Below are 19,000 nucleotides of genomic sequence, written 5' to 3' on the forward strand. Positions count from 1 at the left end.
TAAAGTAAACTTTATTTAATTTCCTCTAGGACCAAATATGGCACGACCTAAACGCACCATAGTACTTCCTTCCGCGATCGCTATCTCGAAGTCATCGCTCATGCCCATGGATAATTCGGGAAGCTCTACGCCAAGATCCTCTTCCAATTCTTCCTTTAGACGGCGAAGCAGAGCGAAAGACGATCTTATCCTTTTTTTCTCGTCCGTCAAAGGACCTATCCCCATCAATCCAATTAACTTTAAATGTGGACAAAGGCCCAAAATATGCTCCGCCAATGCGCGAGCATGGTCTGGTTCAACGCCATACTTCGAGGCTTCGCCAGATATCTTTACTTCGATAAGCACAGGCATAGTCTTTCTCAACAACACTAATCGCTGCTCTAAAATATCTGTCAGATTAGCGCTATCGATACTTTGTATGACATCGAACAATTGAACGGCAACCTTGGCTTTATTGCGTTGTAAATGACCAATCATATGCCAAGTAGTGCTTGGGCTTTTAGGCCATTTTTCTTTCTTTTTCCTAGCTTCCTGGACTCTGTTTTCGCCAATTCCATCGATGTATCCGGTCTCTACAGCCTGAATCATCGCTTCCAAAGGTTGACCTTTTGTGGCTGCGATTATCTTTATTTGATCAGAATCTCTGCCGATGCTTGCTGCAGCTTTAGCGATTTTATACTTCACTATTTCGATATTATTATATACATCTGCGCTTACCATAGAAAGACCCTCCCCTCTCTAGCCTTATCACCGTTCAATATCACGATCTCGCCAGGAAGCAAACCCTCTTCTACGAAGTACATGTTGCCTTCCATGGGAATGCCTTTTATTTCCTTAAAAGTTGCCAAACCTTTAGAGACTACATACACTCCTTGCTTGCCTTTCTTGAAAATTACGCTTTCTTCGGGAAGGAGCACCCCGTGCCTTCTGCCTTCGTATATCATGAAGTTTAATTTGCGATCAATCGTCAAATGAGCAGGAAAATACGGCGTCAAGGCAATGTTAACCCTTGCCTTCAATCCTAAAATTTCCTTCGCAAGCACTTCAACCCTAAAGGGAACGTCCATTTCATCAAGTCGTATCCACAGAAAATTTTTCTGCAGATTTTCTTTCACCTTGGGCGTCAAATACACATAGAAGACACAGCGTAACGCCTGCGGTAAGGGAATAACTTTTCCAATGAGTGTCCCCTTTTGCACGTTAACTCCTTGTGGCACAGTCCTTGCCTTTACCGCTTTGGGCAAATTGTCGTAATCCAACCAAACCCTGGCAAAGTTCCAATTTCCTTCTTCTCCGTCCAGCGCCGGAACAAAATAACCAGCCTTTGGCGCCCAAATCACCTTTCGTTCAGCGCCCTCTATGACAGCAATGGCCTCGCCTTTAGCTACTCTGGCCACCTTTCCGCCGTTAACAAATTTAAGGACGCCCTTTACCGGCGAGCTAACTACCTCTTCCTGCCACAATAACCAACCTTCTACGGGAAATTCATCAACGTGCAGGGCGGGCTTTGCCACAACCACATTAGGGTGCTTAAAACGGTGATGGTTTTGCCAAGCCAAAAAGAAAAACACCGCTAATGAGACAAGCACTACACACCATATGGCATAAATGATTTGAGCGAAACCTTTGTTCTCTTTCATCTCCGTGTATATTTACATATGCCTAATCGCATTTACAGTAATCGCAACTGATGCATCGTTCACACCCTTCTGCGTGAATTAAGGGAGCACCACAAACGGGACACATATCTCCTCTTTCTTGCACTTCCACCAATTTGCCCAAAGCCTTTTCCAATCCCCTCGCTATTGCGTCAGGCAAACTCAAAATCAAAGAATCGCCTTCAAGAAAGGGAGTGCTTCCTCCTATTCCTTTTAACTGCTTTATTATTTCGTCTATAGGTATGCCACTTCTTAGCGCCAAAGAAATTAACCTTCCCAAAGCCTCTGTGTGCGCTTGCGTATCTTTGCCAGACTTCCCCAAAGTAGCAAACACTTCAAAGGGCTGACCATCGATAAAGTTCAAAGTAAGATAGAGATTGCCATAGCTTGTCCCAATTTTAACGGTCTTTCCCGAAAGCACAGGAGGGCGTTTTTTAGGCTTAACATAGCCTTGTTCAACGACGCTCATTACGGTAATTTTATCGCTTTCTTTTCCCGTTTCTTGCTTGGCGCCTACGTAAAGCACTTGATCTTCCTTGCACCTGTCCCTAAAAATTGTTATTCCCTTGCAACCAAGCTCGTATGCCAACAAAAAGGATTTTTTTACATCCTCTACAGAAGCATCGTGGGGTAAGTTTATGGTTTTACTCACTGCATTATCGGTAAACTCCTGAAAAGCTGCCTGCATCCTTACGTGCCATTCAGGGACGATGTCGTGCGCTGTTACGAAGACTTTTTTTATGTCTTCGGGTAAATCCAAATCCCTTAGGGATCCCTTGGTCAATATCTCCTCGATCAGCTCTTCAGCATATAATCCCTCTTCTTTAAGGGCATCAAGCAGAATTTCATTGACGTAAGTCAAGCTAGCACTTCCACCAAAGGCCTTCCGTTTATAAGCCAGAGCAAAGACTGGTTCTATGCCACTTGATACCTCGGCAATGAGCGAGATGGTCCCTGTAGGCGCAATGGTGGTAACTGTGGCGTTTCTCATTAAAATGCCGCTTTCTTCCCACTTGCTTCCCTTCCATGCAGGGAAGGGGCCCCTTTCTTCTGCAAGTTTTGAACTTTCCTCATGTCCAATTTTGCTTATAAAGCACATCACTTGACGAGCAAGCTCCAGTGCATCCTCGCTATCGTAAGGAATGCGAGCCTTGAAAAGTACGTCAGCCCAACCCATAACACCTAATCCAATTTTTCTTGTAGTTTTAGTCCTATCGGCAATTTCTTTTATTGGGAATTGGTTTATCTCGATCACGTCATCCAAAAAACGAACTGCCATTCGAGTAGTTTGTTCTAGCTTATCCCAATCAATTTCGCGATTTGACAAAATCATGTTTGATAAGTTAATACTTCCCAAATTGCATGATTCGAAGGGTAAAAGTGGCTGCTCTCCACAGGGATTGGTGGCAACAATGGAACCCAAATGGGGTGTGGGATTTGAAGCTTCGATTTTATCCAGAAAAATCATTCCGGGATCACCCGTCTTCCAGGCCATTTCGCATATGAGATCGAATAAATACAGTGCCTTGATTCTATCCACTACTTCTTTTGTTCGCGGATTTATCAGATCCCAATCTTCATCGTTTAAAATAGCTCGCATAAACTTTTGAGTGACACCTATTGAAATGTTAAAATTTCTTAACTTGCCTTCTTCTACCTTAGCCTTGATGAATTTAACCACATCGGGATGATCGGCATTTAATATCCCCATGTTGGCACCGCGCCTCATTCCACCCTGTTTTACTACGTCGGTGGTGTGATCAAAAAGCTCCATAAAAGAGACCGGGCCCGAGGCGACGCCTTTAGTGCTCTTTACAATATCACCATAAGGACGAAGTGACGAAAAATTAAACCCCGTCCCTCCGCCGGATTTATGCACCAGGGCAGTATATTTAAGAGCATCAAATATCTCTTCCATGCTATCGCCGATAGGCAGGACAAAACAAGCCGATAGTTGCCCTGCAGATGTTCCGGCATTCATCAACGTGGGAGAATTGGGCAAAAAATCAAGTCTTGCCATCATACCGAAAAACCTTTCGGCCCACTCTTTTTCCGATCCTTCATCGCCAAAGGATCCTTCGGCCTTTGCAACAGCACGTGCTACCCGCCATAACATGTTCTCGGGCGTTTCTATTAGATTTCCCTTTTCATCTTTTAATAAATATCTACGCTCTAAAACCTTGATCGCATTTTGTGAAAAAGAAGGCCTTATTTGTTCAGACATTTACAGATCACTCCTCCTGCGATGCATTCTTGCCGCGTGGTTTCATCACGTTCGCCTGGAGAATCGTGCTATCTAAAAAGATTTTCAGCACATCGTTTACGCTTGACAAGACCAGAAAAGCCCCAGCTTCCACGAGTTCTTCCTCGCTTGATGGTCCAGTAGTCACTCCTATACCAACTATACCGGCATTTTTTGCGGTGAGCATATCGATAACAGTGTCTCCAACATAAGCTACTTGGTCGCAGTCAACTCCTAAGCTTTCAATTGCCTCTAAAAGGATGTAGGGTTCGGGCTTAGGTATATTTACCTCCTCTAAGCCCAAAACTAAATCAAAATACTCTCCCAAACCTAGATGATCAATGGCTTTTTTAACACTTCTTCTATTTGAAGTAATTGCAAGCTTCAATCCCCTATCTCTTAATGCTTTTAAAGTTTCAGGCACGCCAGGAAAAGGTCTCATTTTCTCATATTCCAAGGGTCTGCATTCACTTGAGTAAATGTCCAACCACTCCGGCTTTGCCACCTGCCACAAAACAGATAAAGACTTCTCCATGGGCAAGCCGATTGTGGCCAACACCTCATCGTAACTGACCTTTCGTAATCCCATTATTTCGGCAAAGCGGTTCATAGCATAAGCTATGGCATGGCTTGTATCAACTAAAGTCATGTCGAAATCAAATATAATCGCCTTTATCTCCACAAAAACACCTCCGCTTCAAGTTCAAAGTAAAAATTATGTAGCTTTTTGGATCGAATTAATATTGACGCAAGAGACAGGAAGCTCTCCCTTTGACAATCTATCCACGTTGCTTGCAATAAAAGCAGGGATACCCTTAAGGGTTTCATCGTTAGTTCCACCAATGTGAGGCGTTACGTAAAAGTTGGGCAGGTTTAATAAAGGATCGTTTGGGTCAGGAGGCTCCTCCCAGAAAACGTCAAATCCACATCCGGCAATTTTGCGCTCCTTCAAAGCCCTTTCCAGGGCCCTTTTTTGTACTATGTCCGCACGTGCGACATTTACCAAAAAGGCGTTCTCGTCCATGCTCTCAAGCACTTCTTCGCCGATTAGCCCTTTGGTCTCGGGAGTCAAGGCCAAAGTTACAACCACAAATCGGCACCCTTTTACAGCGGAACTTAAATCCCCAAGGCTAAAAAATTGAGTTAACGGCAAAGAATCAAATTCCGTTCTCCGTGTTCTGTTCACTCCCACTAAGTTCACCTCAAAAGCACTTAAGCGCCTCGCCAAGACCATGCCGACGTTACCCAACCCAACTATGGAAACTCGCTTACGCCAAAGCGTCAAGCCCCTTGGCGAAAACATTTTGCCCCTTTGCAAATTCTCTTGCGATTTATTGTAACCTTTGGCCAAAAGCAGCATATGCAAAATGGCCACTTCGGCAACCCCTTCAGCATTACCAGTGTTAATGGAAGGAACGTTGCAAACGAAAACACCCTTCGCCGAACAAGCTCCGATGTCGATGCCTTCAACGCCAACTCCCCATTGACAAACCATCTTCAAGTTTTGCGCAAGAAAAAGCATTTCAACAGTAAAAGGCTCCGTTCCTTTTATGAGAACTTCAGCCCATCGAAGAGGCCTCGGGTCCTCGAGGATATTGGCATAGAGAACCTCGTGACCCTTGAAAAGAGGTTCTATTATTTCTTTGAGGCGCTCAAAACTCGTGTTAGAAAAAAGCACCTTCATGATAGAGCCTCTAAACGGTCACAAAAGTCCTTGAAGTCTTTTTCATCGATGAGAACGGAGCTTTTAGGACTTTCCCATACTTGAACGTGCTTCAATGCACGCACACCATCATTTATAAAAGGCGAAATTTCTCTCCAAATCCAAAGAGCTATGTACTCCGCCGACGGCTGTCTTATAATATCGTTGAGACAGGCATGGTCCAGCTTAGATAATATTTTCTCCTGAATGAGTTCCTTCAACTCAACAAAATCCATGACCATGCCCTCTTCATCGGGGACCCCTTCGATATAGATGGCCCCTCTATAGGTATGTCCATGTAATTTCTCGCATTTGCCATGATAATCGGGTAAAAAATGTGCGGCATCAAAGGTAAACTCTCGCTTTAATATCACCTCAACTCCCTCCCTTTTATCTCGTCATCTTCAGCTTCTTTTAAAGCCTCAAGCAAGCTAATTTGTAACGGCAAAGCATCATCTTTTGTCAACCCAAACAATCTTTTCATCGAAAGGGCATTTTGAACTGCGTAATCTTTATAGCAATTATTGAACATTATAAATACCCTTTTGGGCAAAGCCATGCTTAATGCAAGATCTCTCCATAACTCCAACTCTTTGAGGGTATATTTGTATTTGTATTTCTCTTGAACTGTAGCCCCCTTACTCCATCCTGCCGCATTTCTTCCGTGGAATCTAACTATGCTTCCCCAAGAAGCGGTTACATACCAATCATTTGGTATCGTCCACGACAACGCAGGCTCATCGACAGCCACGTAGGCCATATTTTCTTCTGTCAGTAAACCCAAGAACCTATCTTTCGCCTTTTCACTGAACCATGAAACATGCCTTACTTCTATGGCGATATGATAGGATGGAAGCATCTCGCGTATCCTTTTCATGTATACAAGCCATCGCTCATCGAACCTCGTGTATGGAGAAAACTGAAATAAGACGTAACCTAATCTTTTCGTCGATTTCAGGATAGAAAGCAAAGATCTATATTCTTCAAGTAATTGCCTTCTAGTCTTTTTATCCAGATGCTTTAAAGTAACGCGCATTGTTTTTTCGCCAAGTTTCGCCCTGCACCAAAGCGGCAGGTTCCTCGTTGAAACAAAATGGTTTGTAAAAAGCGCGTGCGCTTTGACGTTGAACAAAAATTCCGGCGGCGTTGCAGCTATCCAAGAATAAATTGCCGATGGACCGGGCAAGGCATAAAAGAAGCTATCTGCTTCTACTGTGTCAAAAAATGAGGAATAATACCGCAATCTTTCCCTGCCCTTTTGACAATTCTTGGGATACCACTCGCTGGAAAGAAGTGACTTATCGGCCCAAGAGCAGGTGCCAATCCTAAAATCTACATCCAACTTCATAATCCGCTTTATTCCCTCCGCCTCGAGCCATGTCCAATTTGCAAATTTATACAAAGGAGAAGGCCCGAAATAAATTAGTTTCCTAGGGATTATTTAATTACTTAGGCAAGTTCCAGGAGGCAAGATTTTCAAATCGCGTATATTCCTTGAAGAAGAGTAACTGAACCGTTCCAGTGGGACCATTTCTATGTTTTGCAATTATTAGATCCGCAACATTGTCGTCACTTTCGTTTTCATTGTAATAACCCTTCCTGTAAAGAAAGACCACCAAATCGGCATCTTGTTCTATGGCACCGCTATCCCGGAGATCTGCAAGTTGAGGTTTTTTTACCTGTCTTTGCTCAACAGCACGAGACAGCTGTGAAAGTGCCAGAACAGGTACGTTTAATTCCCTTGCTACGCCTTTTAGAGATTTTGATATTTCAGCAACTTCCTGTTGCTTGTTTTCCACCCTTCTCGATAAGCTCATCAATTGAAGGTAGTCGACAATTATAAGTCCCAAATTTGGATATTGCGCTTTAAATCTCCTAGCTCTAGCGCGAAGATCTAAAGTGGACAGAAAAGAGCTATCGTCAATGTAGATCGGAGCTTCATTCAACGTGCCGGCGGCTTTAACAAGTTCATCCCAGGCACCTTCCGGAAAAACCCCGGTTCGCATATCATGAATGTTAACTTTGGCTTCAGACCCGAGCAACCGCAGTAAAAGCTGTTCAGCCCCCATCTCCAAGCTAAATATCAATACGGGAGTTTTCTGTGCTATAGCCACATGCTGCGCTATGTTCAAGGCCAAGGCGGTCTTTCCCATGGAGGGGCGAGCGGCTAGAATGGCCAAAGATCCTGGATGAAACCCTCCCGTGATCCGATCAAAGTCGATATAACCTGAAGGAATTCCGGTAACAACCTTGCCCTTACTAAATTGTTTTTCTAAATCTTTGAAGGATGCCTTTAATATCTCTCCTATCTTTTTAAATACTACTAAATTACCGCGAGTTGCAACATCGAAAACAGCCCTTTCGGCCTCATCCAAAATTTCTTCAAACTCCACCTCTTCTGAGTAACCCAATTTCGTAATATAGGTGCCAACTTGAATCATCTTTCTATGTACAGATTTATCTCTTACAATGCGAGCATGATATTCCACGTTTGCAGTAGTAGGAACTGTATCTATCAAAGAAGCGATGAACGATTGCCCTCCCAATCTATCGAGGAAGCCTCGGTTTTTTGCCTCCTCTATAAAGGTTAGGGGATCCACCGCTTTGTCTTTTTTAAGCATCTCTGAAATAATTTCATATGACAGTTGATGCATAGCATCGTAGAAATCATCTTTTCGCAACGTCTCGACCACATATAAAGCTGCATCTTTATCGAGCAAGCAAGATCCCAGCACTGCCCTTTCGGCATCGAGATTATGTGGCATTACCCTGTCAATTTCTTGGTTCAAGCTTTTCACGCCTCCACTTTTAACTTCATTTCCACTTCAACATCTGTGTGAAGTTTTATCTTTATGGGATAAAGACCAAGCTCTTTAATGGGTTCTTCCATTTTTATAAGCCTTTTATCCACTTCAACTCCCAACTGCTCTAAAATAGCCTCGCTGATGTGGGCATTGGTAACACTTCCAAATAACTTTCCCTTTTCCCCTGCGCTAACGCGTATAGTTACTTGCTTGCCTTGAAGTAGTTTTGATTTTTCACGCGCCTCCTCTTCCATCTTTTGCGCTCGTCTCTCCTCAACTTTTTTAATTTCCTCTAGCTTTTTAATTTTACCGGGCGTTGCTTCCTCAGCTAGACCACGAGGTATCAAATAGTTTCTCGCGTAACCATCAGCAACCTTTACGAGATCTCCTCTCTTTCCCAATTTATCAACATCCTGCTTCAAAATTACCTGCAAATCAGATCACCTCCAAAATTTTGACCGAAGATCCACTAAAATGTCCAAAAAACCTAACATTATCACAGCCATAGAGAGGATCGGAACAAATATAATCATTACCACGACTAAAATGCCGACCCATCTTTTCATGTTATGTTTTGATAATTTCGATAATAAATACCAAACAGTCGCCAAACCTTGAATCAAAAAGATCATCATTGAAATAACTTTTAAGTTTAAGCCCACTACATATAGCACACCAATATTATTACCGCTGCGGCCAAAAAAAGAAAGAACAAGGGCAATGAAAAAAGCGAACAAGGTGCTCTTAGGAAAACGCCACTCGCCTAAAGGAGGCATCCCAGGCAAGAAAACTATCCTGAACCTTCGGGCAATTTTCTCGCTAATAACATAACTTATGACGCAATCCAAAAAGGAGGCAGCCATTAAAATGGCTGGCAAGATATGTACCATTATTCTACTCATGGTCTCAACCTGCATCCTCATTGTCTCTAAAAAAGCTTCTCCATGACTGCCAGAAAGCACGCCCATGACATTATTGAAAGATTCCATAAGGGTGTCGGGATCAATTGCGAAGGGGTTCATACCTGTCAGCAATTTTACTAAAGCCATGAGGACAAGTTTGCAAGAAAGAGAAATCAAAAAGCCATAGGACAAAATATCGGACACCTTTTCAAAGCGCCTCCCCAAAACGCCAAGTGATACACCCATCAAAGCAAACCCGAAAAGAAAAAAGAACCCTCCTAGCAATCCCAGGACGAATGTCGTAAGGACAAAAGCTACGAAGGCTCCTGTAAAGGCATTTTGAACGGGCACTTTAAGCCCGAGTATTACCAGCGGCACGGGACAAAAAAAGGATATTATAATTCCGATGACCGGCAAAAAATGACTAGCCAGAAACAGGACGACAGAAAGCGCGACTAGTAACGATGTTTCTACCATGGTTCGAGTACTTTTCATCTAAATACCTCCCGGTAAAAAAAGGGGAGAGAACATCCTCTCCCCAAATCGTTGCCAGTTTGATAGTTTATAAACTACTCTACCGTGAACGGCAAAAGCGCCATGAACCTGGCCCTTTTAATGGCCCTAGCAAGTTGTCTCTGGTGTTTGGCACAATTTCCCGTCACCCTATGGGGCAAAATCTTTCCCCTCTCGGTCAAAAATTTCTTAAGCTGTTCAACATTTTTGTAATCCACGTATTCTATCTTATTCGCACAAAAACTGCACACCTTAGGACGACGTCTTCGACGTCTAAACTCCGCCATGCACAATAACCTCCCTTTTCAAAAACTAAAATGGGATATCAGCCTCTTCCCCTTCATCTTCCATCTCAGATATATCCGTGGGAAATTCATCGGGGAATTCATCCCTTAAGCTTCCAATGGTCGATGCAGGCTCCGGAAATGCCCTATAATCTTGCGATTCGCGAGATCCACCGCTTAAAAAGATGACGTTTTGCGCCACAACCTCCGTGACCCATCGCCTCTCGCCGACTTTAGTTTCATAGCTTCTAACCTGTAACCTTCCCTCAACTAATACAGGACGCCCTTTATGCAAATACTTCTCGCAATTTTCAGCTTGATTGCCCCACACGACTACGGGGATGAAGTCGGTACGCTCCTGCTGATTGCCATCGTGATCTCTCCAACTGCGTCCCACAGCTACAGTGAGCCTTGCCACTGCCTGTTTGGAGGCAGTATACCTTATCTCGGGATCGCGAGCAAGGTTCCCCATCAGTATTATTCTATTGTATCCTCGCGCCATTTTTATCTTCTCCTACTTCTCGTCAAGACGTACTATCAAATGCCTCAAAACAGAATCGCGCAACTTCAATAACCGCTCCACCTCGCCTATATGGGAAGGCTCCAAGTTGAAATCGAGCAAGGCGTAATACCCTTCTGTTTGCTTCTTAATAGGGTATGCCAGTCTCCTTTTTCCCCAGATATCAGCCTTGAGAAATTCTCCTCCTAAGCCTTTAATAATCTCAGAAATTTCATCGACCTGAACTTTTACTTCCTCAGTATCGGGATGAATAAGCACCATCAACTCATAGGGTCGCATATCATCAACACCTCCTCCCTTTGGCCTTTAAGATCCCCTCGCTATGAAGGGGATAGGGACACCAACGAAAGAGCATTATAAACAGAAACGCCATATTTAACAAGATCCATCCTTCAGGTTTTTTATCTTATATGCATCAAGTATGTGTCAATTTTGATTGATAGGGATCATTCTTTGTTTTCCTCAGGCGTATAGTACTCCAAAATATAGATCTTCTCGCCCGGTAGGACAAGGTTAAATTCCTGGCGCGCCATCCTGGCTATTCCCTCAGCCGTATTATAGTAAGCTATCTTTTCGCTTTTATCCTCGATGTCTAATCTTAATTGGACCAAAATCCGAACCCGTTCATCGATACAATTCGAGAGTTCGTTTAGCTTTTTCACCTCTCGGATGTAGCCATTGAATAACATTAAAAACACTATTATTGAAAAAAGCGATATGACTATCCACCTTAGCCTCGGCATTTACATCACTTCCGGGGCGTTTATTTTCAGTAAATGCAATATGTTAAGCAAGACCACCTTAACAGCACGGACTAAAGTCAACCTTGCGTTAGTCAAAGAGTTTTCCTCCCCCAAAACCCTGTGAGCGTTGTAGAAAGAATGAAAGGCCTTGGCCAAATCGTACACGTAGTATATGAGTATGTGAGGAGCGAGATCGTTTGCCGCCTTTTTTATCTCTTCAGGAAATCTGGCTAGACACTTTATAAGTGCCTTCTCTTCTTCAGTACTAAGCATGGAAAGTTCAACCTTTTCAGGATCAACTACAGCAACACCCCTGGAAGCTGCTTCCTTAAATATGCTGTGTATCCTTGCACTAGCATATTGTACATAATATACAGGGTTATCGGTTGACGCGCTCTTAGCAAGATCTATATCGAAATCCAGGTGAGAATCGCACTTCCTCATTAAGAAGAAATACCGCATCGCGTCTACGCCTACTTCGTCCATCATTTCTCTCAAGGTAACAAACTGCCCTGCTCTCGTTGACATGGGCACCAACTTCCCGCCCTTGATCAAACTAACAAATTGTATAAGAAGGATTTGCAAGGCATCGGGAGACTTACCAAGCGCCTGAACGGCCGCCTTCATGCGAGGCACGTATCCATGATGATCGGCGCCCCATACATCTATGACGAGATCAAAACCCCTATCAAATTTATCCTTATGATATGCCACATCGGATGCAAAGTAGGTAGGTTCCCCGTTAGATTTAATCAATACCCTATCTTTTTCGTCACCAAACAACGTCGATTTATACCATAGAGCTCCGTCCTTTTCGTAAGCAAGCCCTCTTCTTGTTAAAAAATCCACCATTTCATCGATGAGACCCCGCTCATGTAGGGATTTTTCGGAAAACCATACGTCAAAGTTAACGCGAAAATCTTCCAAATCCTTTTTAATTTCATTTAATATAACCTCTAGGGCGTAATCTCTAAAGTAATCAAGGGTCTCTTCAGTAGGAAGGCTAAAAAATTTATCTCCTTCTTCTGCAATGATCTCTTCAGCAATTTTGTAGATATAGTCACCTTTATAGCCATCCTCGGGAAAAGGCGCATGCTCTGGCTTTCCTAGCAACTCAAAATATCGCGATTGAACGGATCTGCCCAAGATCTTGGTTTGAAGTCCTACGTCATTAATGTAATATTCCCTTTCCACGTACCACCCGGCAAAGGACAATATGCTCGCCGTTGCATCACCAACCGCAGCACCCCTACCGTGACCTATGTGTAAAGGTCCCGTGGGGTTAGCGCTCACAAACTCTACTTGGGCTTTTTTACCCCTGCCAATGTCTGACTTTCCATAATCAGGACCTTTAGCAAGGATATCTTTGATGACACCCGTTAGCCATTCATCGGATAGGAAAAAATTTATAAAGCCCGGTCCTGCTACCTCTACCTTTTCTACATACTCGCTTTGCCCTAAATGCGCCTTTATGATCTCAGCTGCATCCCTTGGCTTCATACCCCAGTGACGAGCTATCAACATTGCCACGTTAGTAGCATAATCGCCTTGACCTTCTCGACGAGGTCTTTCGAGAATTATCTCAAGTCCTTCCGGAAAAACCAAGTCTTTGTTCCTTACAGCCGAATTTATGGCATCCGATAAAAGATCTTTTATATGAGATTCCATGTCAATCATCACATCAATCAACCCTCCGTCATCTTCTGCGAATGGGAACAGTTCTATTGCTCCATTGCTGCAACACTTTAAGGCCTGCGTGCAAAGTGGAAAGGGCTTCTTCTTCCATAGAGGTTTCCTCTACTAGAAAACGCCACCTCACATCAACAATTCTACCACGACTTTTCTCGTCAATAGATTGTTCCCACCGTATTTTTCCATCCGATTTAGATGACAGGTAAGGCAGCGAAAAGGCTTCATATCCTGAAGGCAATTTGATTGTCACGAACCCTTCTAATAAAAAGGGGAAGCGTAATTTTGCTCCAACATCGAGCCCTCTTAAAGCCCTTAAACTATCAAACGAAATCGATGGCAACATCAAAAGCATTTGGTTACCGCTTGTGATTCCCAACATCCCTGCAACAGGATATATGATGGTTAACCCGTTTGGTTTTTCTAAGACTTCCCCTTCTTTCCACTTTACATCCACTTGGGGGGGATAAAGATGGGTAATAGACGACATGTCCAAAGAATAACCTTGGCAACCAAATATAACGTAAGGCCATCCTCCGCTTAACATTAATTCAAGGGTTCCTTGTACTTCTCCAGTATCGGCTAGTTCTAAATTCCATCTCGCCCTTAATCGATGATCGGCGATGTTCCCACGATCCAACTGCTTGAGCTTTACGTCCATTCCATCGTATAAGCAGACTGTTTTTCCCCATAAAGCATCGGGCATAAGGCCTGTTTCTTCCCTCAAAGATCCACCAAAATCATAGAACTTGTAAGAACCGCTACCAGGTGATCTTGCCTCAAATATTGGTCGTGAAATCATATGCGGGGTGCCGGGGACATTCTCGTTTTTGTTCGGTACAAAGAGGGGCAACCAGTTGATCCGCACATCCCATCCCGCCAAAGAAAGCCAATGAGCCAGCAAGACATTTCTTTCCCACAAAGTCCATGGCCCCTCCTTAGGTATCTCTTCAGCGCTTCTTCTTATCTTCCAAATACTAGAGCTGCCCAGGAGTAGCTGCTTATTTTTAGCCCACTGCAAAATTTCTAGGCCACTTTTCGATTTGTCTTTCTTCTCCAGAATTTTCTTTACGTCCTCGTGCATTACAGTTTTAAGGCTATTTGCCCAGTCTTCTAACGGCTTTATCGCATTGAGCCAACCGTTTCGCATGCTAAATGACAGCAAATTGCTATTTTCTACTTCCAAGGCAAATTCGCTTGCGGGGAATCGGTTTACAAATTCCCATAGATAGGTATCCTCTACACCTTGCACGAGGCCGGGAGCCATATGGTTGTTCTTGGTAGTAGCCCAAACAAGCGAAGAATCATGTGGCACGCTCACGCTTACAATAGTTCTCCATTGAGGAAGGTCAAGATCTATGGGGACCACGTCATCTACATTCCATCTGCCGGGAAATTCTTTCAGGTAGCAAAGCGAAAAAACGTGAGGAATATTCATAGGAGGAACATCGATTTCAAGCCACGATAAGCCTCGATGATCAACCGTAATAGGAGAAAGAGTCTTGATCAGTTTAAAGTCTATTGGATCATAAATCGCGGCTTCTTTAAGCTCTACCCCTTCGTCGCCGACAAAGGGAATTATCCACTTGCCCCAACTTTCTGGCAAAGGCGATTCCGAGTATATAAGCCACCTTGAAGTTTTAACCAAAGTGCCATCGGCAAGCATTTTATATGTATGACTTCTATGCCATACCATTGCCTTAACATTTTTCCCATATGCGGTCAAGGGAGGCGATTGCTGAACGTACTTTCGTATCAGCGCCAAAGTATCTTCTTCCTCGGCAAAAGCAGAAAACATTCCCAAAAGCAACAAAGAAGTGGCAACAAGAAGTAAAATAGCCGACTTAAGAAACATCCCCTTGTTGAAGTTTCCCACCCTTTGCATGGTTTACGCATCCCCTCCGCAGCAGTATTTGTACTTTTTTCCGCTTCCGCAGGGGCAAGGCGCATTACGCCCAACTTTATGAACTCGTCTCGGGGTATGGCTGGGTTCCGCCTTTTTGTCAGAGCCGTGCTCGCGGGCAGAAGCGACTAAGGCAATGTCCCTACCTTCTCGCAAGGAAGCAAGAGGCCTGCTCTCCTCGGGCACAACAGAGACCCTTAAAGCTAACCTCGCTACGCCTTCGCGAATGCTTCCCAACATCTGCTGAAATAGATTGTAGGATTCAAATTGATACTCTAACAAGGGGTCCTTCTGTCCTAACGCCCTCAGCCCGATACCCCTGCGCAGCTCATCCATAGCGAGCAAGTGTTCTTTCCAATGGACGTCAATAACGCGCAACAAAATCATTTTGAATATCCCGTTCGCCGCTTCCGGTCCCAATTCCTTGAGCTTTGCGTCAAATCCTTCTCTCAAAAGCGCTATCATCTTTTCTCGTGCATCGGGTAAAAGTGAGCGATCGTCCACTTTGGACAAGCATTCAGCAATTTTAACACCGAATATGGTCTTGACCTTTAAAAATGCACCCCTGGGATCCGCTTCTTTATCGTCAGGGAAATACGCCTCTAGTATCCCGTTCAAAGCGTCCGTTATAATCTGCCAAGTGTGTTCGATCAAATCCTCGGCTAAAAGGATGTTCTTTCTTTCTTCATAAATAGCTGTTCTCTGTTGATTCATCACGCTATCGTATTGCAGTAATTGCTTCCTTATGTCGAAATGATATTGCTCAACCTTTTTCTGAGCTGATTCTATGGCTTTGCTTAAAAGGGGATGATCTATGGACTCCCCTTCCTTCATTCCCAGCTTTTCCATAATGCCTTGTATCTTATCTGACCCAAATAGGCGAAGCAAATCATCTTCCAAGGAAAGATAAAACCTGGATGAGCCCGGATCCCCCTGACGACCGCTACGTCCTCTTAGCTGATTATCGATCCTTCGGGACTCGTGCCTTTCAGTGCCTACAACGTGAAGACCGCCCAAAGAGACTACTTTTTCGTGTTCCTTGTCGCATAATCTCTTAAATTCTTTTAAGATAGCTTCGTAGGCCTCTTTGTCTTTCTCTATGTCAATGCCTTTTTTTTGTGCTTCCTCCAGTGCAAGAAATTCCGGGTTGCCACCAAGCAATATATCGGTACCCCTTCCTGCCATGTTGGTGGCCACCGTCACAGCGCCTACGCGTCCTGCTTGGGCAATTATCTTCGCTTCCTTTTCATGATATTTTGCATTTAAGACTTGATGTGGTATATGGCGTGCAGAGAGAAGCCTGCTTAACTTTTCGGAATCTTCTATTGAAGTGGTCCCCACCAATACCGGTTGTTGACTTTCATGGCATTTCCTTATTTCATCCGCCACAGACGCAAACTTTTCCCGTTTTGTCCTATAAATTACGTCAGGGTAATCACAACGGATCATCGGCTTATGGGTTGGGATAACCACCACTTCCAATCCATATATCTCCTTAAACTCCTCTGCCTCGGTAGCGGCAGTACCAGTCATGCCCGCCAACTTATCGTACATCCTAAAGTAATTTTGCAAAGTGATGGTGGCAAGGGTTTGATTTTCCTTGCCAATGGTAACACCTTCTTTAGCCTCGATTGCTTGATGCAATCCATCGGAATATCGGCGTCCGTACATTAATCTACCCGTAAATTCGTCTACTATTATTACCTCTCCATCTTTTACAACATAATCCACATCTCGTTTAAATAGATGTCTTGCCTTAAGTGCTTGCACTATTTTATGAAGCAATTCAGAGGTTTCAACCTCTGCATAGATATCATCAATCCCTAGTATCTTTTCACAATGCCTTATTCCAGCCTCGGTCAAAGCAACATTTTTTTCCTTTTCCTCTATCTCAAAGTCCTCATTTAAAATCAGAGATCTCGCAATTTTATCAGCAAGCTTATAAGGTTCAACCGATTCCTCAGATGGACCAGATATTATAAGTGGAGTTCGAGCTTCATCGATCAAAATGGAATCAACTTCGTCAACTATTGCGTAATGATGGCCCCTTTGCACCAACTGCGTGGGTGAAATAATCATGTTGTCCCTTAAATAGTCAAAACCAAATTCGCTATTAGTGCCATAAGTGACGTCGGCCTCATAGGCCTTTTTTCTTTCATCGATGCTCATGAAGGGATAGATCACGCCTACAGATAAACCTAAAAAGCGGTAAACCTTTCCCATCCACTCGGCATCACGTTTAGCCAAATAATCATTCACCGTTACTACGTGTACGCCCTTTCCAGTCAAAGCATTCAGGACGACAGGCATCGTAGCAACTAGGGTTTTCCCCTCCCCTGTCTTCATTTCTGCAATTTTCCCCTCGTGTAAAGCTATGGCACCCATGACTTGCACGTCAAAATGGCGCATGCCCAAGCTCCGCTTCGCGGCTTCTCTCACTATGGCAAATACTTCGCACATAACTTCATCCAAGGACTGTCCGTTTTCGATGACTTCATGGCGTATTCTCTGGATTTCTCTTGCCAAGTCCTCGTCACTTAAAACAGCAATGCCATCTTCCAAGGCATTAACTTCATTTACAATCTCGGTATATCTTTTTAACGTTCTTTCATTTGCATCTAATCCCAAAATCTTTTTTAACCCATCAAACATACCTTTCACCCCATAAAACACAGGATATCCAAAAACGCAAAGAAGGGGATCCGCCTTTTGACTTAAGGAACAAACCCCCTTTTTTATTTATCGCATAATGCACCCTCATCTTGATGTTCCCCGAACAAATCAATCAGTTGTCTTTATTTTTTCATATACAAGATTATAGGCTTTTGAGCATAAGATGAGCAAAGACTTTTGCCTCATTTACCATATGTTCTATTACTGCGTACTCGTTTGGCATATGAGCTGTATCGGCTTCCTGAGCCCATACAGCTGCTGGAATTTCTCGAGCTCTAAAAAATGCCGCACAAGTGCCTCCGCCAATACCACCAATGACGGGGTCCACTCCTAAAACTTCTTTGATAGTTTTTTTCAACAAACGTACGACTGGTGCATCGGCATTTGTAGGAGGCGCAGCGTCATTTCTTTGTAAAATTTCGTATTCTATAAGCGCTCCGCTTTCATTTGCTTTGCGTCTGCATATTTCATCGATAACTTCTAGCACATCATCTAAAGCCACACCTGGGAGAATGCGACAATCAAAGGCAAAAACTTCTTTTCCAGGAACTGTGTTGATATTGGCGACGTTGGGCTCCCTTTTTGTGGGCTCAAAGGTTGAAAGGGGAGGTATAAAAATGTCATCTTTATCGGGAAAGGCAGAATGTAACGCCCGGTCTAAATCTACCGAAAGCTCGTTTGCTATCCTGCAGGCATTTAATCCCTCATTGGGCTTGCTTGCATGAACCTGTTTGCCGAAGACCTGAACATTAAACCACAAGATCGACTTCTCGGCAATTTCAATAAAGTCTCCTCTTTCAGTTCCACCATCAGGCACTACTACCAAATCTTGCGTTGAAAACAGACCGTTTCTTAAAAGATATTGAATGCCGTAAAAGCTTCCCGTTTCTTCGTCAGCTACAAAACAAAGACATATCTCCCTAGCGGGCGTTAAATCTAGCTTTTTAAGGGCATAGGCGGCAAAAATAGAGGCGACGATTTCCTGCCCGTTGTCATTGGCCCCGCGGCCATATACCTTGCCTTCTTTAACCACTGGGGAAAAGGGATCCGTTTCCCATAAGGACCTATCCCCTTCTGGCACCACGTCCATGTGTGTGACTATCCAAAGGCGTTGAGTTGAGCTGCCCGGTATCCGAACCACAATGTTTGGCCTCAAACCTCCTTCCGCCCTGGGATCACTTGCATCAAAACGCTCCGGGTGTCCGAGCCCTAATTTCCTGATATATTGGCTTAAGAAGGCCGCTTTCTCTGCCTCCCCCCTGCCGCCGCTTTCGGGGGAAATTGCAGACACCGACACCAAATCACAAAGCAGCTGAACCATATCCCCTCTCAGGGAATCCAAAAGATCTGTTATATTTTCCGCCAAC

18 protein-coding genes are annotated in these 19,000 nt (G+C 43.9%); all 18 read right to left on the minus strand.

All coding sequences use genetic code 11. The features are described 5' to 3' along the window. Positions 1 to 15 precede the first annotated feature (15 nt). Positions 16 to 720 carry a YggS family pyridoxal phosphate-dependent enzyme gene (locus Q7P41_RS06595; protein WP_303883012.1) on the minus strand — a complete coding sequence of 235 codons (705 nt, stop codon included), beginning with the start codon at positions 718 to 720 and terminating at the stop codon, positions 16 to 18. Continuing rightward, the gene (locus tag Q7P41_RS06600) at positions 714 to 1,640 is read right to left on the minus strand and encodes an HlyD family efflux transporter periplasmic adaptor subunit (protein WP_303883013.1); all 927 of its coding nucleotides are present in this window, start codon (positions 1,638 to 1,640) and stop codon (positions 714 to 716) included. Before Q7P41_RS06600 ends, Q7P41_RS06595 begins: the two co-directional genes overlap by 7 nt. Before the next feature lie 22 nt (positions 1,641 to 1,662). Next, entirely contained in the window at positions 1,663 to 3,882 is a 2,220-nt protein-coding gene (locus tag Q7P41_RS06605) for a vitamin B12-dependent ribonucleotide reductase (protein WP_303883014.1), read from the minus strand. A gap of 7 nt (positions 3,883 to 3,889) precedes the next feature. Further along, a complete protein-coding gene (locus Q7P41_RS06610; RefSeq protein ID WP_303883015.1) occupies positions 3,890 to 4,582 on the minus strand; it encodes an HAD family hydrolase in 693 nt (230 codons plus the stop codon). A gap of 33 nt (positions 4,583 to 4,615) precedes the next feature. Beyond that, positions 4,616 to 5,584 (minus strand): 2-hydroxyacid dehydrogenase, encoded by a 969-nt coding sequence (locus Q7P41_RS06615; protein ID WP_303883016.1) that lies wholly within the window; start codon positions 5,582 to 5,584, stop codon positions 4,616 to 4,618. Then, positions 5,581 to 5,976, minus strand: coding sequence for a 6-carboxytetrahydropterin synthase QueD (gene queD / locus Q7P41_RS06620; RefSeq protein ID WP_303883017.1), 396 nt, complete (start codon positions 5,974 to 5,976; stop codon positions 5,581 to 5,583). The genes Q7P41_RS06615 and queD overlap by 4 nt, the downstream gene beginning before the upstream one ends. Then, positions 5,973 to 6,950: a DUF72 domain-containing protein gene (locus Q7P41_RS06625; protein ID WP_303883018.1), complete on the minus strand. Its 978-nt coding sequence runs from the start codon at positions 6,948 to 6,950 to the stop codon at positions 5,973 to 5,975. The genes queD and Q7P41_RS06625 overlap by 4 nt, the downstream gene beginning before the upstream one ends. A gap of 97 nt (positions 6,951 to 7,047) precedes the next feature. Further along, positions 7,048 to 8,391 (minus strand): replicative DNA helicase, encoded by a 1,344-nt coding sequence (dnaB, locus tag Q7P41_RS06630; RefSeq protein WP_303883019.1) that lies wholly within the window; start codon positions 8,389 to 8,391, stop codon positions 7,048 to 7,050. A 5-nt stretch (positions 8,392 to 8,396) separates the two neighbouring features. Next, positions 8,397 to 8,840 carry a 50S ribosomal protein L9 gene (rplI, locus tag Q7P41_RS06635; protein ID WP_303883020.1) on the minus strand — a complete coding sequence of 148 codons (444 nt, stop codon included), beginning with the start codon at positions 8,838 to 8,840 and terminating at the stop codon, positions 8,397 to 8,399. 6 nt (positions 8,841 to 8,846) lie between these two features. Next, entirely contained in the window at positions 8,847 to 9,803 is a 957-nt protein-coding gene (locus Q7P41_RS06640; RefSeq protein WP_303883021.1) for a YybS family protein, read from the minus strand. Positions 9,804 to 9,877: 74 nt separating this feature from the next. Further along, complete coding sequence (gene rpsR, locus Q7P41_RS06645) at positions 9,878 to 10,108, minus strand: 30S ribosomal protein S18 (RefSeq protein ID WP_303883023.1); 231 nt, start codon at positions 10,106 to 10,108, stop codon at positions 9,878 to 9,880. A 25-nt stretch (positions 10,109 to 10,133) separates the two neighbouring features. Next, a complete protein-coding gene (locus tag Q7P41_RS06650) occupies positions 10,134 to 10,607 on the minus strand; it encodes a single-stranded DNA-binding protein (protein WP_303883025.1) in 474 nt (157 codons plus the stop codon). Between the two features lie 12 nt (positions 10,608 to 10,619). Then, on the minus strand, positions 10,620 to 10,904 hold the full coding sequence (gene rpsF / locus Q7P41_RS06655; RefSeq protein ID WP_303883026.1) for a 30S ribosomal protein S6: 285 nt from the start codon (positions 10,902 to 10,904) through the stop codon (positions 10,620 to 10,622). A 167-nt stretch (positions 10,905 to 11,071) separates the two neighbouring features. Continuing rightward, positions 11,072 to 11,368: a septum formation initiator family protein gene (locus Q7P41_RS06660; RefSeq protein ID WP_303883027.1), complete on the minus strand. Its 297-nt coding sequence runs from the start codon at positions 11,366 to 11,368 to the stop codon at positions 11,072 to 11,074. Continuing rightward, positions 11,369 to 13,045: an arginine--tRNA ligase gene (argS, locus tag Q7P41_RS06665; protein ID WP_303883046.1), complete on the minus strand. Its 1,677-nt coding sequence runs from the start codon at positions 13,043 to 13,045 to the stop codon at positions 11,369 to 11,371. A gap of 19 nt (positions 13,046 to 13,064) precedes the next feature. Further along, a complete protein-coding gene (locus Q7P41_RS06670) occupies positions 13,065 to 14,942 on the minus strand; it encodes a hypothetical protein (protein WP_303883028.1) in 1,878 nt (625 codons plus the stop codon). Positions 14,943 to 14,945: 3 nt separating this feature from the next. Then, positions 14,946 to 17,612, minus strand: coding sequence for a preprotein translocase subunit SecA (secA, locus tag Q7P41_RS06675; RefSeq protein WP_303883029.1), 2,667 nt, complete (start codon positions 17,610 to 17,612; stop codon positions 14,946 to 14,948). A 163-nt stretch (positions 17,613 to 17,775) separates the two neighbouring features. Continuing rightward, positions 17,776 to 18,999, minus strand: a complete 1,224-nt coding sequence (locus Q7P41_RS06680) for a M20 family metallo-hydrolase (RefSeq protein WP_303883030.1) — start codon at positions 18,997 to 18,999, stop codon at positions 17,776 to 17,778. Between the last annotated feature and the right edge of the window lies 1 nt (position 19,000).

This window comes from Acetomicrobium mobile (assembly GCF_937920065.1).

Excerpts from the sequence above, each read along its gene's own strand:
- Q7P41_RS06595 (WP_303883012.1), bottom strand. The coding sequence starts at position 720 with ATGGTAAGCGCAGATGTATATAATAATATCGAAATAGTGAAGTATAAA.
- secA (WP_303883029.1), bottom strand. The coding sequence starts at position 17,612 with ATGTTTGATGGGTTAAAAAAGATTTTGGGATTAGATGCAAATGAAAGA.
- Q7P41_RS06650 (WP_303883025.1), bottom strand. The coding sequence starts at position 10,607 with ATGGCGCGAGGATACAATAGAATAATACTGATGGGGAACCTTGCTCGC.
- rpsF (WP_303883026.1), bottom strand. The coding sequence starts at position 10,904 with ATGCGACCCTATGAGTTGATGGTGCTTATTCATCCCGATACTGAGGAA.
- Q7P41_RS06600 (WP_303883013.1), bottom strand. The coding sequence starts at position 1,640 with ATGAAAGAGAACAAAGGTTTCGCTCAAATCATTTATGCCATATGGTGT.
- Q7P41_RS06625 (WP_303883018.1), bottom strand. The coding sequence starts at position 6,950 with ATGAAGTTGGATGTAGATTTTAGGATTGGCACCTGCTCTTGGGCCGAT.
- Q7P41_RS06615 (WP_303883016.1), bottom strand. The coding sequence starts at position 5,584 with ATGAAGGTGCTTTTTTCTAACACGAGTTTTGAGCGCCTCAAAGAAATA.
- argS (WP_303883046.1), bottom strand. The coding sequence starts at position 13,045 with ATGATTGACATGGAATCTCATATAAAAGATCTTTTATCGGATGCCATA.
- Q7P41_RS06605 (WP_303883014.1), bottom strand. The coding sequence starts at position 3,882 with ATGTCTGAACAAATAAGGCCTTCTTTTTCACAAAATGCGATCAAGGTT.
- Q7P41_RS06640 (WP_303883021.1), bottom strand. The coding sequence starts at position 9,803 with ATGAAAAGTACTCGAACCATGGTAGAAACATCGTTACTAGTCGCGCTT.
- Q7P41_RS06670 (WP_303883028.1), bottom strand. The coding sequence starts at position 14,942 with ATGCAAAGGGTGGGAAACTTCAACAAGGGGATGTTTCTTAAGTCGGCT.
- Q7P41_RS06660 (WP_303883027.1), bottom strand. The coding sequence starts at position 11,368 with ATGCCGAGGCTAAGGTGGATAGTCATATCGCTTTTTTCAATAATAGTG.
- rpsR (WP_303883023.1), bottom strand. The coding sequence starts at position 10,108 with ATGGCGGAGTTTAGACGTCGAAGACGTCGTCCTAAGGTGTGCAGTTTT.